The 17,900-nt window shown below is 58.1% G+C and carries 19 protein-coding genes; 1 reads left to right on the top strand and 18 read right to left on the bottom strand.

The annotated features are described in order from the left end of the window. Window positions 1-130: 130 nt before the first annotated feature. The 6 genes from AKL25_RS01920 to rpsP all read right to left on the bottom strand — a co-directional run bounded on the left by AKL25_RS01920 (window position 131) and on the right by rpsP (window position 4,212). Window positions 131-1,087 carry a CobD/CbiB family protein gene (locus tag AKL25_RS01920; RefSeq protein WP_050475938.1) on the bottom strand — a complete coding sequence of 319 codons (957 nt, stop codon included), beginning with the start codon at window positions 1,085-1,087 and terminating at the stop codon, window positions 131-133. Window positions 1,088-1,287: 200 nt separating this feature from the next. Continuing rightward, the gene (locus AKL25_RS01915) at window positions 1,288-1,953 is read right to left on the bottom strand and encodes a CoA pyrophosphatase (protein WP_050475937.1); all 666 of its coding nucleotides are present in this window, start codon (window positions 1,951-1,953) and stop codon (window positions 1,288-1,290) included. 81 nt (window positions 1,954-2,034) lie between these two features. Beyond that, entirely contained in the window at window positions 2,035-2,418 is a 384-nt protein-coding gene (rplS, locus tag AKL25_RS01910) for a 50S ribosomal protein L19 (protein ID WP_007879931.1), read from the bottom strand. Window positions 2,419-2,559: 141 nt separating this feature from the next. Further along, on the bottom strand, window positions 2,560-3,306 hold the full coding sequence (gene trmD / locus AKL25_RS01905; RefSeq protein WP_050475936.1) for a tRNA (guanosine(37)-N1)-methyltransferase TrmD: 747 nt from the start codon (window positions 3,304-3,306) through the stop codon (window positions 2,560-2,562). A gap of 47 nt (window positions 3,307-3,353) precedes the next feature. Continuing rightward, window positions 3,354-3,917 (bottom strand): ribosome maturation factor RimM, encoded by a 564-nt coding sequence (gene rimM, locus AKL25_RS01900; protein WP_083444539.1) that lies wholly within the window; start codon window positions 3,915-3,917, stop codon window positions 3,354-3,356. A gap of 40 nt (window positions 3,918-3,957) precedes the next feature. Beyond that, a complete protein-coding gene (rpsP, locus tag AKL25_RS23635; RefSeq protein ID WP_007879928.1) occupies window positions 3,958-4,212 on the bottom strand; it encodes a 30S ribosomal protein S16 in 255 nt (84 codons plus the stop codon). 304 nt (window positions 4,213-4,516) lie between these two features. On the opposite strand from rpsP, the gene AKL25_RS01895 reads away from it, so the two are divergent. Next, the gene (locus tag AKL25_RS01895) at window positions 4,517-4,933 is read left to right on the top strand and encodes a hypothetical protein (protein ID WP_050475934.1); all 417 of its coding nucleotides are present in this window, start codon (window positions 4,517-4,519) and stop codon (window positions 4,931-4,933) included. 76 nt (window positions 4,934-5,009) lie between these two features. On the opposite strand, the gene AKL25_RS01890 is transcribed toward AKL25_RS01895, so the two are convergent. From AKL25_RS01890 to AKL25_RS01835, 12 genes are all read right to left on the bottom strand, one after another. Then, complete coding sequence (locus AKL25_RS01890; RefSeq protein WP_050475933.1) at window positions 5,010-6,812, bottom strand: acyl-CoA dehydrogenase; 1,803 nt, start codon at window positions 6,810-6,812, stop codon at window positions 5,010-5,012. Window positions 6,813-6,949: 137 nt separating this feature from the next. Next, a complete protein-coding gene (locus AKL25_RS01885) occupies window positions 6,950-7,879 on the bottom strand; it encodes an electron transfer flavoprotein subunit alpha/FixB family protein (protein ID WP_050475932.1) in 930 nt (309 codons plus the stop codon). Between the two features lie 12 nt (window positions 7,880-7,891). Beyond that, window positions 7,892-8,647 (bottom strand): electron transfer flavoprotein subunit beta/FixA family protein, encoded by a 756-nt coding sequence (locus AKL25_RS01880; protein WP_050475931.1) that lies wholly within the window; start codon window positions 8,645-8,647, stop codon window positions 7,892-7,894. Between the two features lie 244 nt (window positions 8,648-8,891). Then, complete coding sequence (locus tag AKL25_RS01875) at window positions 8,892-9,851, bottom strand: 2-hydroxyacid dehydrogenase (protein WP_050475930.1); 960 nt, start codon at window positions 9,849-9,851, stop codon at window positions 8,892-8,894. Between the two features lie 32 nt (window positions 9,852-9,883). Then, a complete protein-coding gene (locus AKL25_RS01870) occupies window positions 9,884-10,831 on the bottom strand; it encodes a sugar kinase (RefSeq protein ID WP_050475929.1) in 948 nt (315 codons plus the stop codon). Window positions 10,832-10,890: 59 nt separating this feature from the next. Next, window positions 10,891-11,637: a sugar phosphate isomerase/epimerase family protein gene (locus tag AKL25_RS01865; protein WP_050475928.1), complete on the bottom strand. Its 747-nt coding sequence runs from the start codon at window positions 11,635-11,637 to the stop codon at window positions 10,891-10,893. Beyond that, a complete protein-coding gene (locus AKL25_RS01860) occupies window positions 11,634-12,368 on the bottom strand; it encodes an amino acid ABC transporter ATP-binding protein (protein ID WP_050475927.1) in 735 nt (244 codons plus the stop codon). The genes AKL25_RS01865 and AKL25_RS01860 overlap by 4 nt, the downstream gene beginning before the upstream one ends. Beyond that, the gene (locus AKL25_RS01855; protein ID WP_050475926.1) at window positions 12,355-13,005 is read right to left on the bottom strand and encodes an amino acid ABC transporter permease; all 651 of its coding nucleotides are present in this window, start codon (window positions 13,003-13,005) and stop codon (window positions 12,355-12,357) included. The genes AKL25_RS01860 and AKL25_RS01855 overlap by 14 nt, the downstream gene beginning before the upstream one ends. Further along, complete coding sequence (locus AKL25_RS01850) at window positions 13,002-13,700, bottom strand: amino acid ABC transporter permease (protein WP_007879909.1); 699 nt, start codon at window positions 13,698-13,700, stop codon at window positions 13,002-13,004. The genes AKL25_RS01855 and AKL25_RS01850 overlap by 4 nt, the downstream gene beginning before the upstream one ends. Before the next feature lie 258 nt (window positions 13,701-13,958). Continuing rightward, the gene (locus tag AKL25_RS01845) at window positions 13,959-14,765 is read right to left on the bottom strand and encodes a transporter substrate-binding domain-containing protein (protein WP_050475925.1); all 807 of its coding nucleotides are present in this window, start codon (window positions 14,763-14,765) and stop codon (window positions 13,959-13,961) included. Window positions 14,766-14,977: 212 nt separating this feature from the next. Further along, window positions 14,978-16,057, bottom strand: a complete 1,080-nt coding sequence (locus AKL25_RS01840) for a LacI family DNA-binding transcriptional regulator (RefSeq protein ID WP_050475924.1) — start codon at window positions 16,055-16,057, stop codon at window positions 14,978-14,980. A gap of 344 nt (window positions 16,058-16,401) precedes the next feature. Continuing rightward, window positions 16,402-17,892, bottom strand: coding sequence for an EAL domain-containing protein (locus tag AKL25_RS01835; RefSeq protein ID WP_205627195.1), 1,491 nt, complete (start codon window positions 17,890-17,892; stop codon window positions 16,402-16,404). Between the last annotated feature and the right edge of the window lie 8 nt (window positions 17,893-17,900).

Below are 17,900 nucleotides of genomic sequence, written 5' to 3'. Positions count from 1 at the left end.
TCCAGCCGGATGGGGAAGAAGCCTTCGTAACCCAAGTATTATATCTTATAGAAGACTTGGAATGTACCTATATCTGAAATATGAAATGCCTGAAAGAAACTTGTCTTTCAGGCATTTTTTCGATATTGCATCAGCCAAGCCAGACTGCCACAGACAACAGCAAGAGCAGGAACATCCACAGCAACAAAGCACGCCACACCAGACCCACCGTGCTCTGCAGGGTGCGCGGCGAAGGCTGGTCGCCGGGGAAGCCGTCAGCCGTATCCAACGTGGAATCCACGGTCGCCGCATCGATCGGCAAGACGTCCGAGGCGGACTCTGCCGGCGTGCCGAAACGCACGCCCATCGCGCCGCCGCCGGCCGACAGGATGATGCCGACTGCTTCGTCTTTCCAGCGATCCGCGAAATTGCGCCAGGCGTAGATCGCATCTTCGAAATTGCCGACAACCGCAAATGCCGAGGCGGTAAAACGCGCCGGAATCCAGTCGATCCAGTAAAACGCGCGCTCGGCAAAGCGGCCGAACACTTCCTGCTTCATGTGATCCGGCTCGTTCCAGGCGCGCGCCAGGTATTCGGCAACGCGGTACATCACGGCGCAAGCCGGGCCGACCGGCATCAGGAACCAAAAGAATACGCCGAATACGTGACGGTGTGTGGTGATCAGGGCTTTTTCGGCGGCAATGCGGGAAATCTCGGTGACGTCCATGTCGGACGTGTCCTGCTTGATCCATTCGGCCAGCAAGGCGCGCGCCGCGACTTCGTCGCCGGTATTGAGCGCCAGTTGAATCGAGGTGAAATAGTGGCTGTAGTGACGGAAACCCAGTGTCATGTAGACAATCAGGACATTCCACGCCAATGCGGCCAGCGGGCTGATGCGCAGGCAGATCCAGTAGATCAGGCCGGCCGGTACGGTCAGCGCCGCCACCATGACGAACCATCCCAGGCGCCCGTGATGCGCATGACCGGCATTGAACCAGTTCTCGATGCGGGCCGCGAAGGATTTGATCCAGGCATAGATAGGATTATCCGCCCGCAACGGTTTCAATTGTTCGATCAGGAGCGCAAAGAGTATGGAAAGAAATGTCATCAAGCCGCCTTTTGGTGAGTCTTATTTGTGAGCTTCCCCGCCTGAAGAACCGACACGCGTACTTGGCACGCAAGGTTCTTCGGAAACACGCAAATGATACAACGGCGGCAAGAGTTGCTGATGCTTTATGTTGTCCACAAGAGATATTTTCCCTATGAAACGGGCATCAATGCGGCATCAAAGCACCGCAAAATATGCGCTCAGCTGCGCAGAAAAAGGAATAAATTCCGCAGCATTCCGGCGGTCGCGCCCCAGATGAAAAAGCGCTGGTAAGGCATGGTGTAGAAGGTCCGGCTGCCGAGTTCCTTGGAGAGCTCGATGGTGCGCCGCTGGTGATTCATGCCGTCCATCAGGAAAGCCAGCGGGACTTCGAAGATTTCGGCGACCTCGCGCGGATCGGGAACGACTTCAAACGGCGGCTTGATCAGCCCTGCAACCGGCGTGACGCGATAACCGGTGCCGGTAAAATATTCCGGCAGGCTGCCGATGACTTCCACGTGGCTGCGCGCCAGGCCGATTTCTTCTTCGGTTTCGCGCAACGCGGTATCGATCGGCGAGACATCGCTCAGTTCGGTGCGGCCGCCCGGGAAGCTGATCTGGCCGGCATGGTCTTTCAGATCGGCGGTGCGCTGCGTGAACAGCATCGCCGGCCCCTCTTCCCGCATCACGATCGGCATCAGTACTGCCGCCGGCCGCGGCGTACCGACGATCTGGCGCATGCGCTGCTCTTCGTTGATTTCAGGCGTCCAGGGCTGGGGACTGGCAAAGCGCTGACGCAGCCAGTCTTCGCGCATGCGCTCGGCATCCAGCGGCGCCTCGCCGGCGATGGACTCTATCGGAAGAATGAGAGGATCAAAACTGGCCAAGACCGTATCCTAAAAATGGAATACAAAAGGGCGTCCGAAGACGCCCTTTTGTTCATGCATATATCAAAGACCTGGTGAAGATTACGCTTCAGCCTTGGCAGTGCCGCGGCGGTTAGGCAACTTCTCTTTGATACGTGCCGACTTGCCGGAACGCTCACGCAGATAGTACAGCTTCGCGCGACGGACATCGCCGCGACGCTTGACTTCGATCGAAGCGATCAGTGGCGAGTACAACTGGAATGTACGCTCAACGCCTTCGCCGGAAGAAATCTTACGGACGATGAAGTTGGAGTTCAGACCACGGTTGCGACGCGAAATCACAACGCCTTCGTAAGCCTGGGCGCGCTTGCGCGTACCTTCGACCACGTTGACGCTGACGATGACTGTATCGCCTGGCGCGAAGTCAGGGATGTTCTTTGCGAGACGCGAGATCTCTTCTTGCTCTAATTGCTGGATCAGATCCATTTTTTACTCCAATAACCATCTTGCCGGCGCTGACTGCATCGGTTTGAAACCGATATATGCCCGGTAGAGGATGGGGATTTATCAACAGACTGCCTTCAGGGATCTTCCGGCCTTGCCTGCACTTTTGCTACAACTGCACTGCTACAAACTGCTCAGGAACTTTTCGTCCGACTTCGTCAGCAAACCATCCTGACGCGCCTTGACGATCAGATCGGGACGCTTTTTTGCGGTCGCTTCAAGCGCCCGCTCGCGCCGCCACTTCACTATCTCTGCGTGGTGCCCGCCCATCAACACCGGCGGCACTGCTACGCCTTCATATTCTTCCGGACGCGTGTAATGCGGGCAATCCAGCAAACCGTTCACAAAGCTGTCTTCGACCGCTGAAGAACCGTCATTCAGCACGCCGGGCAACTGCCGGATCACTGAGTCCATCAACGCCATCGCCGGCAACTCGCCGCCCGACAGGACGAAATCGCCGAGACTGATTTCTTCGTCGACATGGCTGTCGAGCAAACGCTGATCAATCGCTTCATAGCGACCGCACAACAGCACGACACCTGAATCTTGCGAAAACTGCATGACGCGTTGATGCGTCAGCGGCTTGCCTTGCGGCGACAGGTACACGACGCGCGGCGCAGGCAAACCCAGATCCGTCTGCCGCTGCTTTGCCGCCGCCAGCGTCTGCTGCAAAGGCTTGGCCAGCATCACCATCCCAGGACCACCGCCATAAGGCCGGTCATCGACTGTGCGGTGATTGTCGGTTGTGAAATCACGCGGATTCCATAACGACAACGCCCATTTCTTTTGCTCGTACGCACGGCGTGTTACACCGGACTGCGTCAAAGCGGAAAACATTTCGGGGAAAAGCGTGACGACATCAAATTGCATTCGGCACTTTCTCCAATGCTGCCGGCATCACAGGTCGGATGGCCGGTTTAATAATCCAGTCCCCAGTCGACGACCATTTTTTTCTCCGCCAAAGTGACGGACTTGACGAATTGGTCGACGTAAGGAATCAGGATTTCTGTCGGAGCCTTGCTGTCGGCAGCCTCGGCCGGGACATTTGCAGGAGCGACGCGGAGGATAGGGTGTGCCCCGTTATCCATCAGATCGCTCACTACGCCCAGGGACTCGCCCTGCAAGTTCTCAACTGCCAGGCCGATCAGATCGACCCAGTAAAATTCATCGTCGGACAACGCAGGAAAATGGCTACGCGAAATCTGCACCACAGCACCCTTGAGCGCTTCAGCACCTTCACGACCCGCCACTCCCATCAGCTTCGCCACCACATCACCGCTGTGGTACTTGGACTGCATCATCTCGACATCGCGCAATTCCGGCTTATCCAGCCACCAGTTTTTTGCGCTCAGCAGTGCATCTGCATCTGCCGAATAAGGTTTGACTCGCACCCAGCCCTGAATACCATAAGCACCAGAGACATAACCGACCGTCACCAGATCCGAAGGAACGGTAACGCCTGATTGTATTGTGCGTGACAAACCTGTCTTACTATCGCTGCGAAACTAAAAGCGACTGCGATTAAGCAGCAGCTTTTTTGCCTGCTTCGCTAACCAGGCGAGCAACGGTTGGCGACAATTGTGCGCCGGTGCCTTGCCAGTGAGCCAGACGGTCTTGAGCGATACGGAAGGACTCTTCCTTGCCGGATGCAACCGGGTTGTAGAAACCCAGACGCTCGATGAAACGACCATCGCGGCGATTGCGCGAATCAGTTGCAACGATATTGAAGAACGGGCGCTTCTTGGCGCCTCCACGAGCTAAACGAATAACGACCATAATGGTTCCAAAAAGTGTTCGAACACGGAAAAGACGACGATTATAGCCGAAATGTCAGCCAAACGGCAAGTTCAATGCCAGGCAAGCGCCGTGTCCGTCCAAGCGGGCCGGAACGGCCCATTTCGCTTGCCCGCCAATTAGCTGCGGGTTACCTCCTGATTACCAGCGGTTTTTATTCACTTCCCCTCGCAGAACCTCATCCGCGGAGCAAGTTTCCACGGCTATACTAACCGCAGTTTTTTTACAACACTGTTGTGCCTTGCACGACAGCCAATCGCGTCTTTGCCCTCAAGAAGTTAACTTAATGACAATTCCGCACAAGAACAAAACCTTCACCACCTTCATCGCAGCCGTCACCGGCGGCATCGGTTTGCATCGGTTTTATATGTATGGTCGCAAGGACATCTTCGGCTGGCTGCATGCGGCCACGCTCCCGGTTTCGGTGCTGGCCATCTTGATTTTCAGCAATTCCCAGCCCTTGTTCATGGGAATGCTCTTTGTACTATCCGTATTGTGCGGCTTCCTGGAAGCGCTCGTCATCGGCCTGACGCCGGACGAGAAATGGGACGCCAGACATAATCCGGCATCCGGCAAGAAATCGGAGTCGCACTGGGTGCTGGCCTTGATTCTGGTGCTAACGGTCGGCATCGGCGCCATGTCCGTGATCGCCTTGCTGGCGCGCAGCTTCGACCTGCTATTCACCGGCGGCGCTTACGGCTGATGCCTTGACTGCATCAAGATATTTGATGCGGCACCAGTTGCGTACCTGCCGGATCGCTCCGGCAGGTAGCACCGAATCAGAACTGCGCTTCGCTCAACGCCATGACACCGGCGCTGCCTTCGACAATCGAAGCGCGCAAGGATGATGCCTGGGTCAGCACGTGATCCGCATAGAAGCGCGCCGTCGCGATCTTGGCCTTATAGAACTGCGCGTCGCCCTCGCCGGCTTTCAGCTTGTCCACCGCCACCAGTGCAGCCCGCGCCATCTGCCATCCGCCCAGCACCACACCCGCCAGCTTCAGATACGGCACGCTGCCCGAGAATACGCCTTTGATGTCTGTCTTGATGTTGGCGACAACGTAATTGACCACTTCGTCCAAAGCGCGCGCGCCGTCAACCAGACGCTTGCGAATCGCTTGCAGATCGTCGCCGGACTCTCCGGCTGCCGCCGCCGACAAAGCCGCTTCCGTTTTGTGAATCTGGGCAATGATGCCCTTGGCGACTGCGCCGCCGTCACGCGCCGTTTTGCGTCCGACCAGATCGTTGGCCTGGATCGCGGTTGTACCTTCGTAGATTGCCAGGATGCGCGCATCGCGGTAGTACTGCGCGGCGCCGGTTTCTTCGATGAATCCCATGCCGCCATGCACCTGCACGCCGGTTGAGGTCACGTCGATGGACAGCTCGGTCGACCAGCCCTTGACGATAGGCACCAGATATTCGTAGCAAGCCTGATTGGCCTTGCGCGTCGCTTCGTCGGGATGATGATGACCGGCGTCTGAAGCCGCCGCAGCCACATAGGCCAACGCGCGCGCCGCTTCCACCTGCGAGCGCATCGACATCAGCATGCGGCGCACATCCGGCTGGTGAATGATGGTGACCGCGCCGGCTGAGCCCGCCAGGTCGCGTGACTGCACACGATCCTTGGCATAGGCCACGGCCTTCTGATAGGCGCGCTCGGCAACACTGATACCTTGAATGCCGACCGCGAAACGCGCCGCATTCATCATGATGAACATGTATTCGAGACCGCGGTTTTCTTCACCGACCAGCATGCCGACGGCGCCGCCGTGATCGCCGAACTGCAACACCGCAGTCGGGCTGGCCTTGATACCCAGCTTGTGTTCGATGGAAACGCAATGCACGTCGTTGCGCTCGCCCAGCGAACCGTCCGGCTTAACCAGGAATTTCGGCACGATGAAGAGCGAAATGCCCTTCACGCCTTCGGGCGCATCCGGCGTACGCGCCAGCACCAGATGGACGATGTTTTCGGCCATGTCGTGCTCACCGTAGGTGATGAAAATCTTGGTGCCGGAAAGCTTAAATGTGCCGTCGCCCTGCGGCACCGCACGCGTACGCACCAGCGCCAGATCGGAGCCGGCTTGCGGCTCTGTCAGATTCATCGTGCCGGTCCACTTGCCGGAGATGAAATTGGTGAGATAAGTATTCTTTTGCTCTTCGGTGCCGGCCGTCATCAGCGCTTCGATGGTGCCGTCCGTCAGCAAGGGGCACAAGGCAAACGAGAGGTTGGCCGAATTGAGCATTTCGATGCAAGGTGTCGCCACCAGCTTGGGCAGGCCCTGGCCGCCGAATTCGACGGGATGCTGCACGCCCTGCCAGCCGGCTTCACCGAACTGTTTGAAGGCTTCCTTGAAGCCTTTGCTGGTGGTGACCTTGCCGTCGCTCCAGGAGCTTGGATCTTTGTCGGCGGAATGATTGAGCGGCGCCACCACCTCGCCGCAAAATTTTGCATTCTCTTCCAGAATGGCTTCCACGGTTTCCGGCGTCGCATCTTCGCAATGGGGCAATGCGTTGACTTCCGACAATCCTGCCAGTTCGTTCATGACGAACAGCATATCTTTCACTGGTGCGACGTAGCTCATCTCCGACTCCTGATTCCTTGTTGTATACGCAAATACGCAATCTCTTGTTGCGCTCAGCGCTTTTGCAACTTCTGCAACGCTTCTTTGACGCTTTTAAATTAATCGGCCCCGTCAAACTGGCGGGGCCGTGTTTTGGATCAACCCAGTTGCTTGACCAACTCAGGCACGACTTCGAACAAGTCGCCGACGATGCCGTAGTCCGCTACCGAGAAGATCGGTGCTTCTTCATCCTTGTTGATCGCGACGATCACCTTGGAATCCTTCATGCCGGCCAGATGCTGGATCGCGCCGGAAATACCGACGGCAATATACAGCTGCGGCGCGACGATCTTGCCGGTCTGTCCGACCTGCCAGTCGTTCGGCACGTAGCCTGCATCGACAGCAGCGCGCGATGCGCCCATGGCGGCGTTGAGCTTGTCGGCCAGCGGCTCGAGGATCTTGAAGCTTTCCGACGAACCCATGCCGCGACCGCCGGAGACGATGATCTTGGCGGCGGTCAGTTCAGGACGATCCGACTTGGCCACTTCGCGCGAAACGAAGCTGGACTTGCCGGAGTCGGCCACGGCCGTCAGCGATTCCACCGCTGCGCTGCCGCCGGTAGCTGCCGCGTCGAAACCTGTCGTACGCACGGTGATGACCTTGATGCTGTCGGACGATTGCACAGTGGCGATGGCGTTGCCGGCATAGATCGGGCGCTCGAAAGTATCCGCGCTGTCGACCTTGGTGATTTCGGAAATCTGCGCCACGTCCAGCTTGGCTGCCACGCGCGGCAGGATGTTCTTGCCGTAAGCGGTGGCCGGCGCCAGGATGTGGCTGTAGTCCTTGGCGATGGCCAGCGCCTGCTCGGCGACGTTTTCTGCCAGGCCGTCGGCGAATTGCGGCGCGTCGGCCAGCAAGACCTTCGACACGCCGGCAATTTGCGCGGCTGCATCGGCGGCTGCCTTGGCGTTGTGGCCGGCGATCAGGATGTGGACGTCGCCGCCCGCTTGCGCGGCTGCGGTGACGGTGTTCAATGTGCTGCCTTTCAGGCTGGCATTGTCGTGTTCTGCAATGACGAGTGCGGTCATGTTGTCTCTTCCTTAGATGACTTTGGCTTCGTTTCTGAGTTTCGCAACCAGGGTTGCGACGTCAGGCACTTTCACGCCTGCGCTGCGCTTCGGCGGCTCGGCGACTTTCAGTGTCTTGACGCGCGGTGCGACGTCCACACCCAGGTCTTCCGGCTTGACGATATCCAGAGTCTTCTTCTTGGCCTTCATGATGTTCGGCAGCGTGACGTAGCGCGGCTCGTTCAGGCGCAGGTCGGTGGTGACGATGGCAGGCAACGTCAGCGCCAGCGTTTCCAAGCCGCCGTCGACTTCGCGCGTCACGGAGACTTTGCCGTCTTCCAGCACGACCTTCGATGCGAACGTCGCTTGCGGCCACCCCAGCAGCGCCGCCAGCATCTGGCCGGTCTGGTTGGAATCGTCGTCGATGGCTTGTTTGCCGAGGATGATCAGTTGCGGTTGTTCTTTGTCGGCCAGCGCCTTCAGCAACTTGGCCACGGCCAGCGGTTGCAGGTCGAGATCGGCTGCGGTTTCCACCAGGATGCCGCGGTCGGCGCCGATGGCCATCGCGGTGCGCAGGGTTTCCTGGCATTGCGTGACGCCGCAAGACACAGCGATCACTTCTGTGACCTTGCCGCCTTCTTTCAAACGCGTGGCTTCTTCCACCGCGATTTCGTCGAAGGGGTTCATCGACATTTTGACGTTGGCGATGTCCACACCGCTGCCGTCGGATTTGACGCGTACTTTGACGTTGTAATCTACTACCCGCTTGACGGGGACTAATACTTTCATCGCCTGGTCCTTGGAAAAAACGAATTGACGTAAACGTTAACTGAACGGTGATTATAAAAGCAAAAGCGGCGCAAAAGCTGGACACCACTCAAATTTAGCACGATCGTTCTTTTTAATGTGTGAAGCATACACACTAAATCGCCGCAGCGAAAGTCCCCAACACACTTTTTGAATGCTTTTTCAGACGCGCATCCGGCGAGATCAAATCTGCCGGATGGCCTTGCGAAAGATTGACTAAATACGACTAAACAGCCAGATGCTGCGGTTGTGCGCCGCGCAATCCGTCGATCAGATTCTGCACCGCCAGCTCGGCCATGGCGCGCCGCGTTTCATGCGTGGCGGAGCCGATATGCGGCAACGCAACCACGTTAGGCAGTTGCAGCAAAGGAGAGTCCATCGACAACGGCTCCTTCTCGAAAACGTCCAGGCCTGCGCCGTAGATGGTCTTTTGCCTCAATGCATCGATCAGCGCCGCCTCGTTGACGATCTTGCCGCGTGATGCATTGATGAAAATTGCACTCGGCTTCATCAGTGCAAATTCCTGCGCGCCGATGGTGCGTTCGGTTTGCGGCGTCAACGGCAACATCGGGCAGACAAAATCGGCTTGCCTGAACAGCTCTTCACGCGAAACGTAAGTCGCCGCCAGTTCCTGCTCCGCTTCCGGATTGGGCCTGGTATTGTGATAGATGATCTTCATGCCGAAGCCGTGATGCGCCCGTCGCGCGACGGCGCTGCCGATGCGCCCCATGCCCAGCATGCCCAGCGTCTTGCCGTGCACGTTCACGCCGAACAAGGATGCGCCGATGCTGCCGGTCCACTTGCCGGCCTTGACGAGTTCGGCCAGCTCCACGATGCGGCGCGCACTGGCGAGGATCAGCGAAAAAATCGCGTCCGCCGTCGCTTCATTGAGTACTCCCGGCGTGTGCGCCAGCATCAGCCCGCGCTTGCGGAAATAATCCAGATCAAAATTATCGACGCCGACTGAAATCGTCGACACGATCTTCAACTGCGGTGCCGCATCCAGCATATCGTTGGTGATCGGCAGACTGGCGCCGATCATGCCCTGCGCCGTCTTGAGCGCGTCCAGAAACTGCGGCCGGTTGCCCGCATCAATTCCTGTGAAGTACGTGACATCGAACTCCGCCTGCAAGCGGCTCAATAGATCTTCCGGCAAGGCCTTGTAGACAACGACATGCTGTTTCATTTGCGATCTTCTTTAACAATGACGAATGATGATCAAGCGGAAGCGGCGTTCAACTGCGCGCGCGTCGGCAAGCCTTCCATGTCGCCCACGACCTGGATGGCAAACGCGCCGATGCGATTTCCCCGCATCACTGCCTCGGACATCGCCAGGCCTTCCAGCAAACCGCTGATCACGCCAACCGCAAAGCCGTCGCCGGCACCGACCGTATCGACCACCTCTTTGACTTCAACACCGGCAACCACGCCCTCTTCGCTCGCGTTGCGGAAATACGCACCCTCCGCACCCAGCTTGATCACCACCTGCTTGACGCCCTGGTCCAGATAGAACGCGGCGATGTCGCGCGGCTCGCTGTAGCCGGTCAGAATCTTTCCCTCGCTCAGACCGGGCAACACCCAATCCGCCTTGAAGGCCAGCTCGTTGAGCTTCTGCGCCATCACTTCCTGCGACGGCCACAGCATGGGGCGCAGATTGGGATCGAAGGAAATCGTCTTGCCCTTGGCGCGCATGAAATCCAGCGCCTGATGGGCAAACGCCATCGTGCTGGCCGACAAGGCCGCGGCAATACCGGTGGCATGCAAATGGCGCGCGCCGCCGAAATAGGATTCGTCGAAATCAACCTGCGACAGATGGCTGGCGGCCGAGCCCTTGCGATAGTATTCAATCGCCGGATCGGCGCCGTCGACGGCTTTCGCCTTGAGCTGGATCGCCGTGCGGAATTCCATGTCGGTGGCGACGTGGCTGACATCCACGCCCTCTTGCGCCACGCGCTTGCGAATGAAACGGCCGAAGGAATCATTACCGACCCGGCTGACCCAGCCGACTTTCAGGCCGAGGCGCGACAGCCCGATGGCGACGTTGGTTTCGGCGCCGGCCAGGCGGCGCGTGTACTTTTCCACGTCGGCAAAATCGCCGACTTCATCTGCAACAAACAATGCCAATGCTTCGCCGTACGTGACGACGTCCAGTTGTGCTTGCGTCATTTATTTTCTTTCTGATGGATTCGGATGATGTCGTGCAAAAGATCCCGGCAGGCAAACAACTATGCCGAAGCAAGCATCGCCACGTAATCGCGGGTCATGGCTTCCAGATCCTTGCCGATAATGGGGAATTCGATCGCCCGTTGCACGCCGCGCGGAAAATGCGAGAACAAGCGCCGCCAGACGGCGTCGTCCTCATCCAGCGGGATCGCCTTGAGCTTGCCCTTGTCGTTCCACACGCCCTTGCAGTGCACGTATTGCACGTGCCCCGCCAGTGTACGCGCGGCGACTTCAGCGTCCACGCCGCTCCAGCGCCAGTTGCCCATGTCGAAGGTCATGCCGACCGGCACGCCGGTGCCGGAACACACTGCGAGGAAATTGGCGATCGATTCCAGCTTGCCGCCGTGTTCGGTCTGGTCGTTCTCCAGCAACAAGGGCACGGGAGCCTGCGCCACAAAGCGCGACCAGTCCAACATGTTGCTGGACGGCGAAAAATGTCCCAGCGACACCTTCAGGAAACGCGACTGCAATTGCTGCGCCTCGCCCATCACTTCGTCCAGTTCGTCGCGCGCCAGCGAACCGTCCTTACGGAACAATTCGATGGGAGCCGAATACACCGAGAACAGCTTGTGCTTCACCAGCAGCGCGTGCAGTTCGTCGAAATCCGGCAACTCGGCAAACAACTCGCGGCGAATTTCCAGGCCCGCCGCACCAGCCGCTGCAACGATGGGGATCAGATGCGCATGGCCGACCTGGCGCACGAAATCTGCGCCATAGGCCGAAGCCGCAACCAGTACCGGGGTTTTCATTTGATGTTGCCGGCGCCGACGAACTGGCGTGCTTCCGGCGTTTGCGGATCGGCGAAGAATTCCTTGGACGGACGCGTTTCCCAGACCTTGCCCTGATGCATGAACACGGTGAGATCGGCGACGCGCCGGGCGAATTCCATTTCGTGCGTGACGAGCAACATAGTCATTCCTCCTCGGGCGAGTTCTTCCATGACTTTCAGCACTTCTTGCGTCAACTCCGGATCCAGCGCCGACGTCACTTCGTCGAACAGCATGACCTGCGGCTCCATCGCCAGCGAACGGGCAATCGCCACGCGCTGCTGCTGACCGCCGGACAACTGTTCCGGATACGCATCGCGCTTGTGATCGAGGCCGACCTGCTTCAAGACCTTGATCGCCGTTTCGCGCGCCTTCTCGGTTGCGACTTTCTTGACGATGCGCGGCGATAGCATGACGTTCTCTTCCACCGTCAGATGCGGGAACAGATTGTAGTGCTGGAACACCATCCCGACATCCTTGCGCAACTCGATCAGATGCTCATGTTTTGCAGTGAGCTTGTGACCGGCAACGCTGATGCTACCACCATCAATGGTCTCCAAACCGTTGATGCAACGCAGCATCGTACTTTTTCCTGAACCGCTGCGTCCGATGATCGCAATGACCTGCCCGCGCTCGACGGACAACGATATCCCATTCAAGACCTGGTTGCTGCCAAAGCTCTTGGTGATGTTCTCGATCTCAACGATGGGCATGTAATTTCCTTTCTAAGGCAAAACTGAAACGCGACAGCGGATAGCAGAAAATGAAGTAAATCGCTGCAACAATCGGGAATACGAGGAAGGGCTGGAAAGTCGCGTTGCTGACGAGCTTGCCCGCCTGCGTCAACTCCACCAGGCCGATAATGGAAGCGATCGAGGTGTTCTTGACGATCTGCACCAGGAAACCCACCGTCGGCGGCAGCGAAATGCGCACCGCCTGCGGCAGGATCACATAGCGCAGCTGCTGCCAGCGCGTCATGGCCAGCGCAGTCGACGCTTCCCACTGCGGCACCGGCACGGCTTCGATACAGCCGCGCCAGATTTCACCGAGATAGGCGCTCGTATAAATCGTCATCGCGATCGTCGCCGCCACCATCGGCGGCAGCTTGAAGCCATAGATCGCCAGTCCGTAGAACGACAGGAACAGGATGATCAGCACCGGCGTACCCTGAATGATCTGGATATACACCGCGGACACCGTGCGCAGGATCGGCAGGTGCGAAGTGCGCATCAGCGCGACGACGAAACCGGCCGCCCCGCCGACGACGAACGCCAACACCGACAACAGCACCGTCCAGCGCGCGGCTTCCCACAAGAAGACAAACTGGTCCCAGGAAAATTCGGCAATCATCGGTTCCCCCTTGGCCGCGCTACGCCAAGACGGCGGCGGCGTTTAAACACAACCAGACCGATGAGCCAGAAACTGAGGCGGAACAGCAGCGCCAGCAGAATGTAGAGCACCATCACGATCAGGTAAATTTCGAAGCTGCGGAAAGTTTCGGCGTCGAGCAGGTTGGCGCTCGCGGTCAGCTCTTCGGCAGAAATCGCCGACACCACGCTGGAAGCCAGCATCATCAGCGTGAACTGGCTGGCCAGGGCCGGATAAACCTTCTCCAGCGCCGGCGTCAGCACCACGTGGCGGATCACCTGCCAGCGCGTCATCGCCAGCGCCTGCGCCGCCTCGATCTGCGAAGGATGGACCGCCATCATGCCGGCGCGCACGATCTCGGTCGAATACGCCCCGAGATTGACCGTCATCGCCACCAACGCGGCGATATTGGCATCGACCTGCACGCCCGCAGCGGGCAAGCCGAAAAAGATAATGAACAACTGCACCAGGAAAGGCGTGCTGCGGATCAGCTCCACATAGGACGTGACCGCAAAGCGGGCCGGCGCCGAACCGTGAATGCTCACGATCGCCCCGAAGATACCCACCGCCAAACCGCAGATCATCGACAGCGCACTGAGCCGGATGGTGAGCAGCGCTCCCCATAACAGCTGGTCCATGTGCTGAAAGATGAACGCAAACTGAAAATCATAAGACATCTTCTACTCCTTGCCGATTCACCGCACCGTCATGAACTTGCAACGGTCGGCGGAAACATCCGGATCACGATTGGCGGCAAATGGCCACCGACGCTTGTCGATAACTTGTCGTTCCGGCGAAAGCCGGAATCCAGCGGCGTTGGCGGCTGCGGCAAACTTTCCGATCGCCTGTTCACGACACTGGGTCCCAGCTTTCGCTGGGACGACATGCTATTGAATTCGCAGACTGGATCGAGACCCGGATTCGTTAAACGTTTCTTAAAACACCGGCAGATTCGGCAGTGGCGAACCCGACCACTTGCGCGCGATTGCATCCAGTTCGCCGTTCAGCTTGACGTAGTAGATGAAGTTGTTGAGCCATTGCTGCAGATCGAACGCGCCTTTACGCACGGTCATGGAGTTCGGTTGCAGGGAGTAAGGGAACTTGACGTCGATCTTGCCGGCGCCACGGGTCTTCACGATTTCATTGGCCATGGTGTTCGGGATGGAGATCGCATCAACCTGGCCGCTCAGCAACGCCTGGGTCACGGTCGAGTCGTCTTCAAAACGGACCAGCACGGTGCCGGCAGGCGCCAGACGTGTCAGCGCCGTGTCGTTGGTGCTGCCGCGCGAGACACCGACCTTCTTCTTGACCAGGTCGTTCAGGCTCTTGAACTTGGATCCGACCGGACCGACGATGGACAACTCAAAAGCGCTGTAAGGAATCGTGAACATGACCGCCTTGGCGCGCTCAGGCGTCGGCGCCAGTGTCGCGGCCAGGAAGTCGACCTTGCCGGATTCCAGCGCAGGAATACGCGCCGGCGGCACCAGTGGAACGATTTCCACAGGCAAACCGATATATTTTCCGATCAGGTTGGCGACGTCGACGTCGTAACCAATCGGTTCGCCCTTGGCGTCAACGCTGCCGAACGGCGGTGTGCCGCTGACGACGCCGATGGTGATCTTGCCCTTCTTGATCAGGTCGGCCACGGTTTGTGCGCTGGCGCTGACGGCTGCGCTGGCGGCGCAGGCGGCAACCAGGGTCAGCGCGGCGAATTTGGTGCTGAACAGTTTCTTGATGCTCATGACTTGTCTCCTTTTTTTGCTCGTCGCCCCGGATAGAAGCAACTTGCAAACATCCTCAATAAACGGCTTTCGCCCTCTTTACTGCTTCTCTGCTTTACAGCTTGTCCTTCAGCTTGTTTTTATATCGGACTGCGTTGCCTTGCCGTCCGACTCTTCTGTGCAGTTTTGCATCGCTCGTGCATTTCTTGTCTCTGGTATCGGTTCCAGAATCATTAAAAAATCTGCTCTTTCGTTCCCTTCAACATCCCTGTCGGCAAGCTTGAGCCACGCTGAATCAGGCGCCCCTCCAGCAAGATTTCCCGGCGCGGAGCGCGCTCTCCATGGATGCGTGCAAGCAAACGCTCAATGGCCGCAAAACCGATTTCATACGTCGGCTGCTCAATCGTGCTGATGCCGCTTCCCACCAGCGGCGACCACGACAACTCGTCAAAACACAGCAAGCCGATGTCTTCGGGAAAACGCAATTTCATGCTTTGCAAGGCCAGTGCAATTTGCAGCGACACCATGCCGTTGCCCGCGAGGATGGCGATTTTCCCGCCGTCGCGACTAGCTTTGCGACGCTTCAAGAAATCCTGCAGCATGGCCGCCACATGGCCGGGCTGATCGATATGCACTTCCAGCGTCTCGCCTTCGCAATCGGGCCTTTCGGCCAGCGCCTGCAGGAATCCCGCTTGCCGCCCCTGCCTTGAGCTCACGCCATACAATGGCTGCACCACCAGTCCGATATCGGTGTAACCGCTCGCCAGCAAATGCTCAGTCGCCATGCGCGCCGCTCTGACGTTGTCGAGTCCGACCAGGTCGAAATCGCAGCCTTCAATACGCCGGTCCAGCAACACCACCGGAAACGCCACGCGTCCCAACTCTTTCAGCGGCGTGACATTGCGTCCCTGCGTGTTGAACAGCAAACCTTCCACGCTATAGGAATGCAAAGCCGCCAGCGATTGCAGTTCGCGCTTTTCGTCATTACCGGTATTGCACAACATCAGGGTATAGCCATGCTCCTGGCAAGCCGCCTCCGCGCCGTTCAGCACGGCGACCGAATACGGATTCAGGATGTCCGCCACCAGCATCCCGATCAAGCGTGTGCGCCCGCCCTTGAGGCCGCGCGCCATCTGGCTTGGCTGATAACCGAGCCGGGCGATCGTGCTGCGAATCTGTTCGCGCAGGTGCTCCGACAAGGCGTCAAGCTCGCCGCCGAGATATCTCGAAATACTGGTCTTCGACACACCCGCTTCGCGTGCGACCTGGGCAATCGTGACCCTGCCCGCGCCAACGCTGCGCATGTGTTGCATATTGGATTTTTGTCTCACTCTACCTGCCAAATCGTTGATTGTTATCTACCGATACATCGATTGATTTGTTCTGCGGGTTCCCAGGTTTTTATTTTTGCGAATCTTTGGAACCGGTTCCAAGATAGCAGCGCAAAAATCCTTTTGCAAACTATTTCACATGAATATTTTTATCGCCATACACGCAGTTTTATTGTTGTCTCATTCTGCGCCGCAGCAAGTGCCAGCCGCTTTCCTTGCCGCATTGCAAGGAAAAACTCGCACTGATCGAACCGACGGCAGCGTCGCCGGGCTCTTGCGCCATCCAACCATGAAAGCAAGCGCAGCATGACGTCGCCGACATTCGTTCAGTCCGGAAACTGCTCGCGATTTTTCTTGTAGTAAGAAATGAATTCTTCCACCGGCATCGCCGCAGAAAACAACCATCCCTGCGCATATTCCACCTTTTGATTTCGCAGGTAATCGGCCTGCCCTTGCGTTTCCACCCCTTCGGCGAAGATGCCGAGATGCAGTGTCTTGGCCATGGCGATGATGTGAGGCGTGACGCTGCTGCTGGCCGAATCGGTGCCGATCTTGTCGATGAAACTCTTGTCGATCTTGACGGCGTCGAGCGGCAGCTTCTGCAACGACGACAAACTGGAATAGCCGGTGCCGAAGTCGTCCACCGAGACTGCATGGCCAAGCTCCCTCGCGTGACCCAAGGTCAGGCAGGCCGACGTAATATCGATAAAGCCCCGCTCCGTCGCTTCCAGCCAGATCTGGCGATTCTCGATGCCGGTATCGGCCAGCGCCGCCTGAATCGCATCAAGCCCTCGTCCGTCCTTGATATCGTCGGCGCTGAGATTGATCGCCACGTGCAGGCTTCGATCGCTTACCAACATGGCTTGCAGATCGCGTACGACAAGACCGATGACCTGATCGGTAATGGCGCCGATCAGTCCGCTTTCTTCCGCCAGGGGAATGAACAAGTCCGGTCGCAGCACCTCGCCATCGGGACGCTGCCAGCGCAGCAAAGCCTCGGCGCCGACACAGCGTCCGCTCGCCAGTTCGACGATGGGTTGGTAGTGAGCGATGAGTTCGTGCTTCTTCACCGCAATGATCAACTCTCCCAAAGGCGACAGGCGACGACGCGTCCGCATGAACACACAGCCAATCGCCAGCACCGCCAGCAGGATGCCGATGGGCACGAACAGCATGTCCTCTTTATGCAACCGGATAAACAGATAGCGCTTCGGCTCCAGCGCAATGGCAATAAAACCGGCCGAGCGCTCGACGGAAAAAAGAAAGTTGTCGTCTTCAACGTTTTGCGGGTCGGCGATGATTCTGGCCGCCAATTGCTCATTCGGGGAATTCAAGGTGCTGAGGATTTTTCCGGTGTCTGAGGCAATCACAAGCTGGATGCCTTCGTCGACGATGACATCGGCAAATCTCTCCGGCACCGTCAATACGCCGTAAGCATTGTATTGCGCCGCCATGACCGGATTACCCTTGCTGACCAGCGGCACCATGCGTATGGTGACCTTGATGCCGTCCTCAGTAATGAAATCGGCGGCAGGCTGTTCGATGCGTTCGTCGGTGATGCCTCCCCATGACGTGCATTTGAGCAAACCATTTTCGAAGTAATCGATCTCGTCAACCGAACGCGTGTTGGCAGTCAGGCGGCGCAGGATGGCGATATGCTCGGCCGAGCAAGGTTTGACGCTCAACGCGTTCAGCGTAAAAAGGATGGCGCGAATATCGTTCAGCGTAGATTGCGCACGCACCAGGCCGCGCTGTGCGAATACGTTCAGCCTGGCTTGTTCTTCGCTGCCTGCGCGGTAGCGCGAAAGGTAGGACATGCTCCCAA

Origin of the sequence: Herbaspirillum rhizosphaerae, from assembly GCF_001189965.1 — a bacterium.
Lineage (GTDB): Bacteria > Pseudomonadota > Gammaproteobacteria > Burkholderiales > Burkholderiaceae_D > Herbaspirillum > Herbaspirillum rhizosphaerae.
Note: the sequence above shows the minus strand (reverse complement) of the source record. Positions and strands in the feature narration are given on the sequence as shown.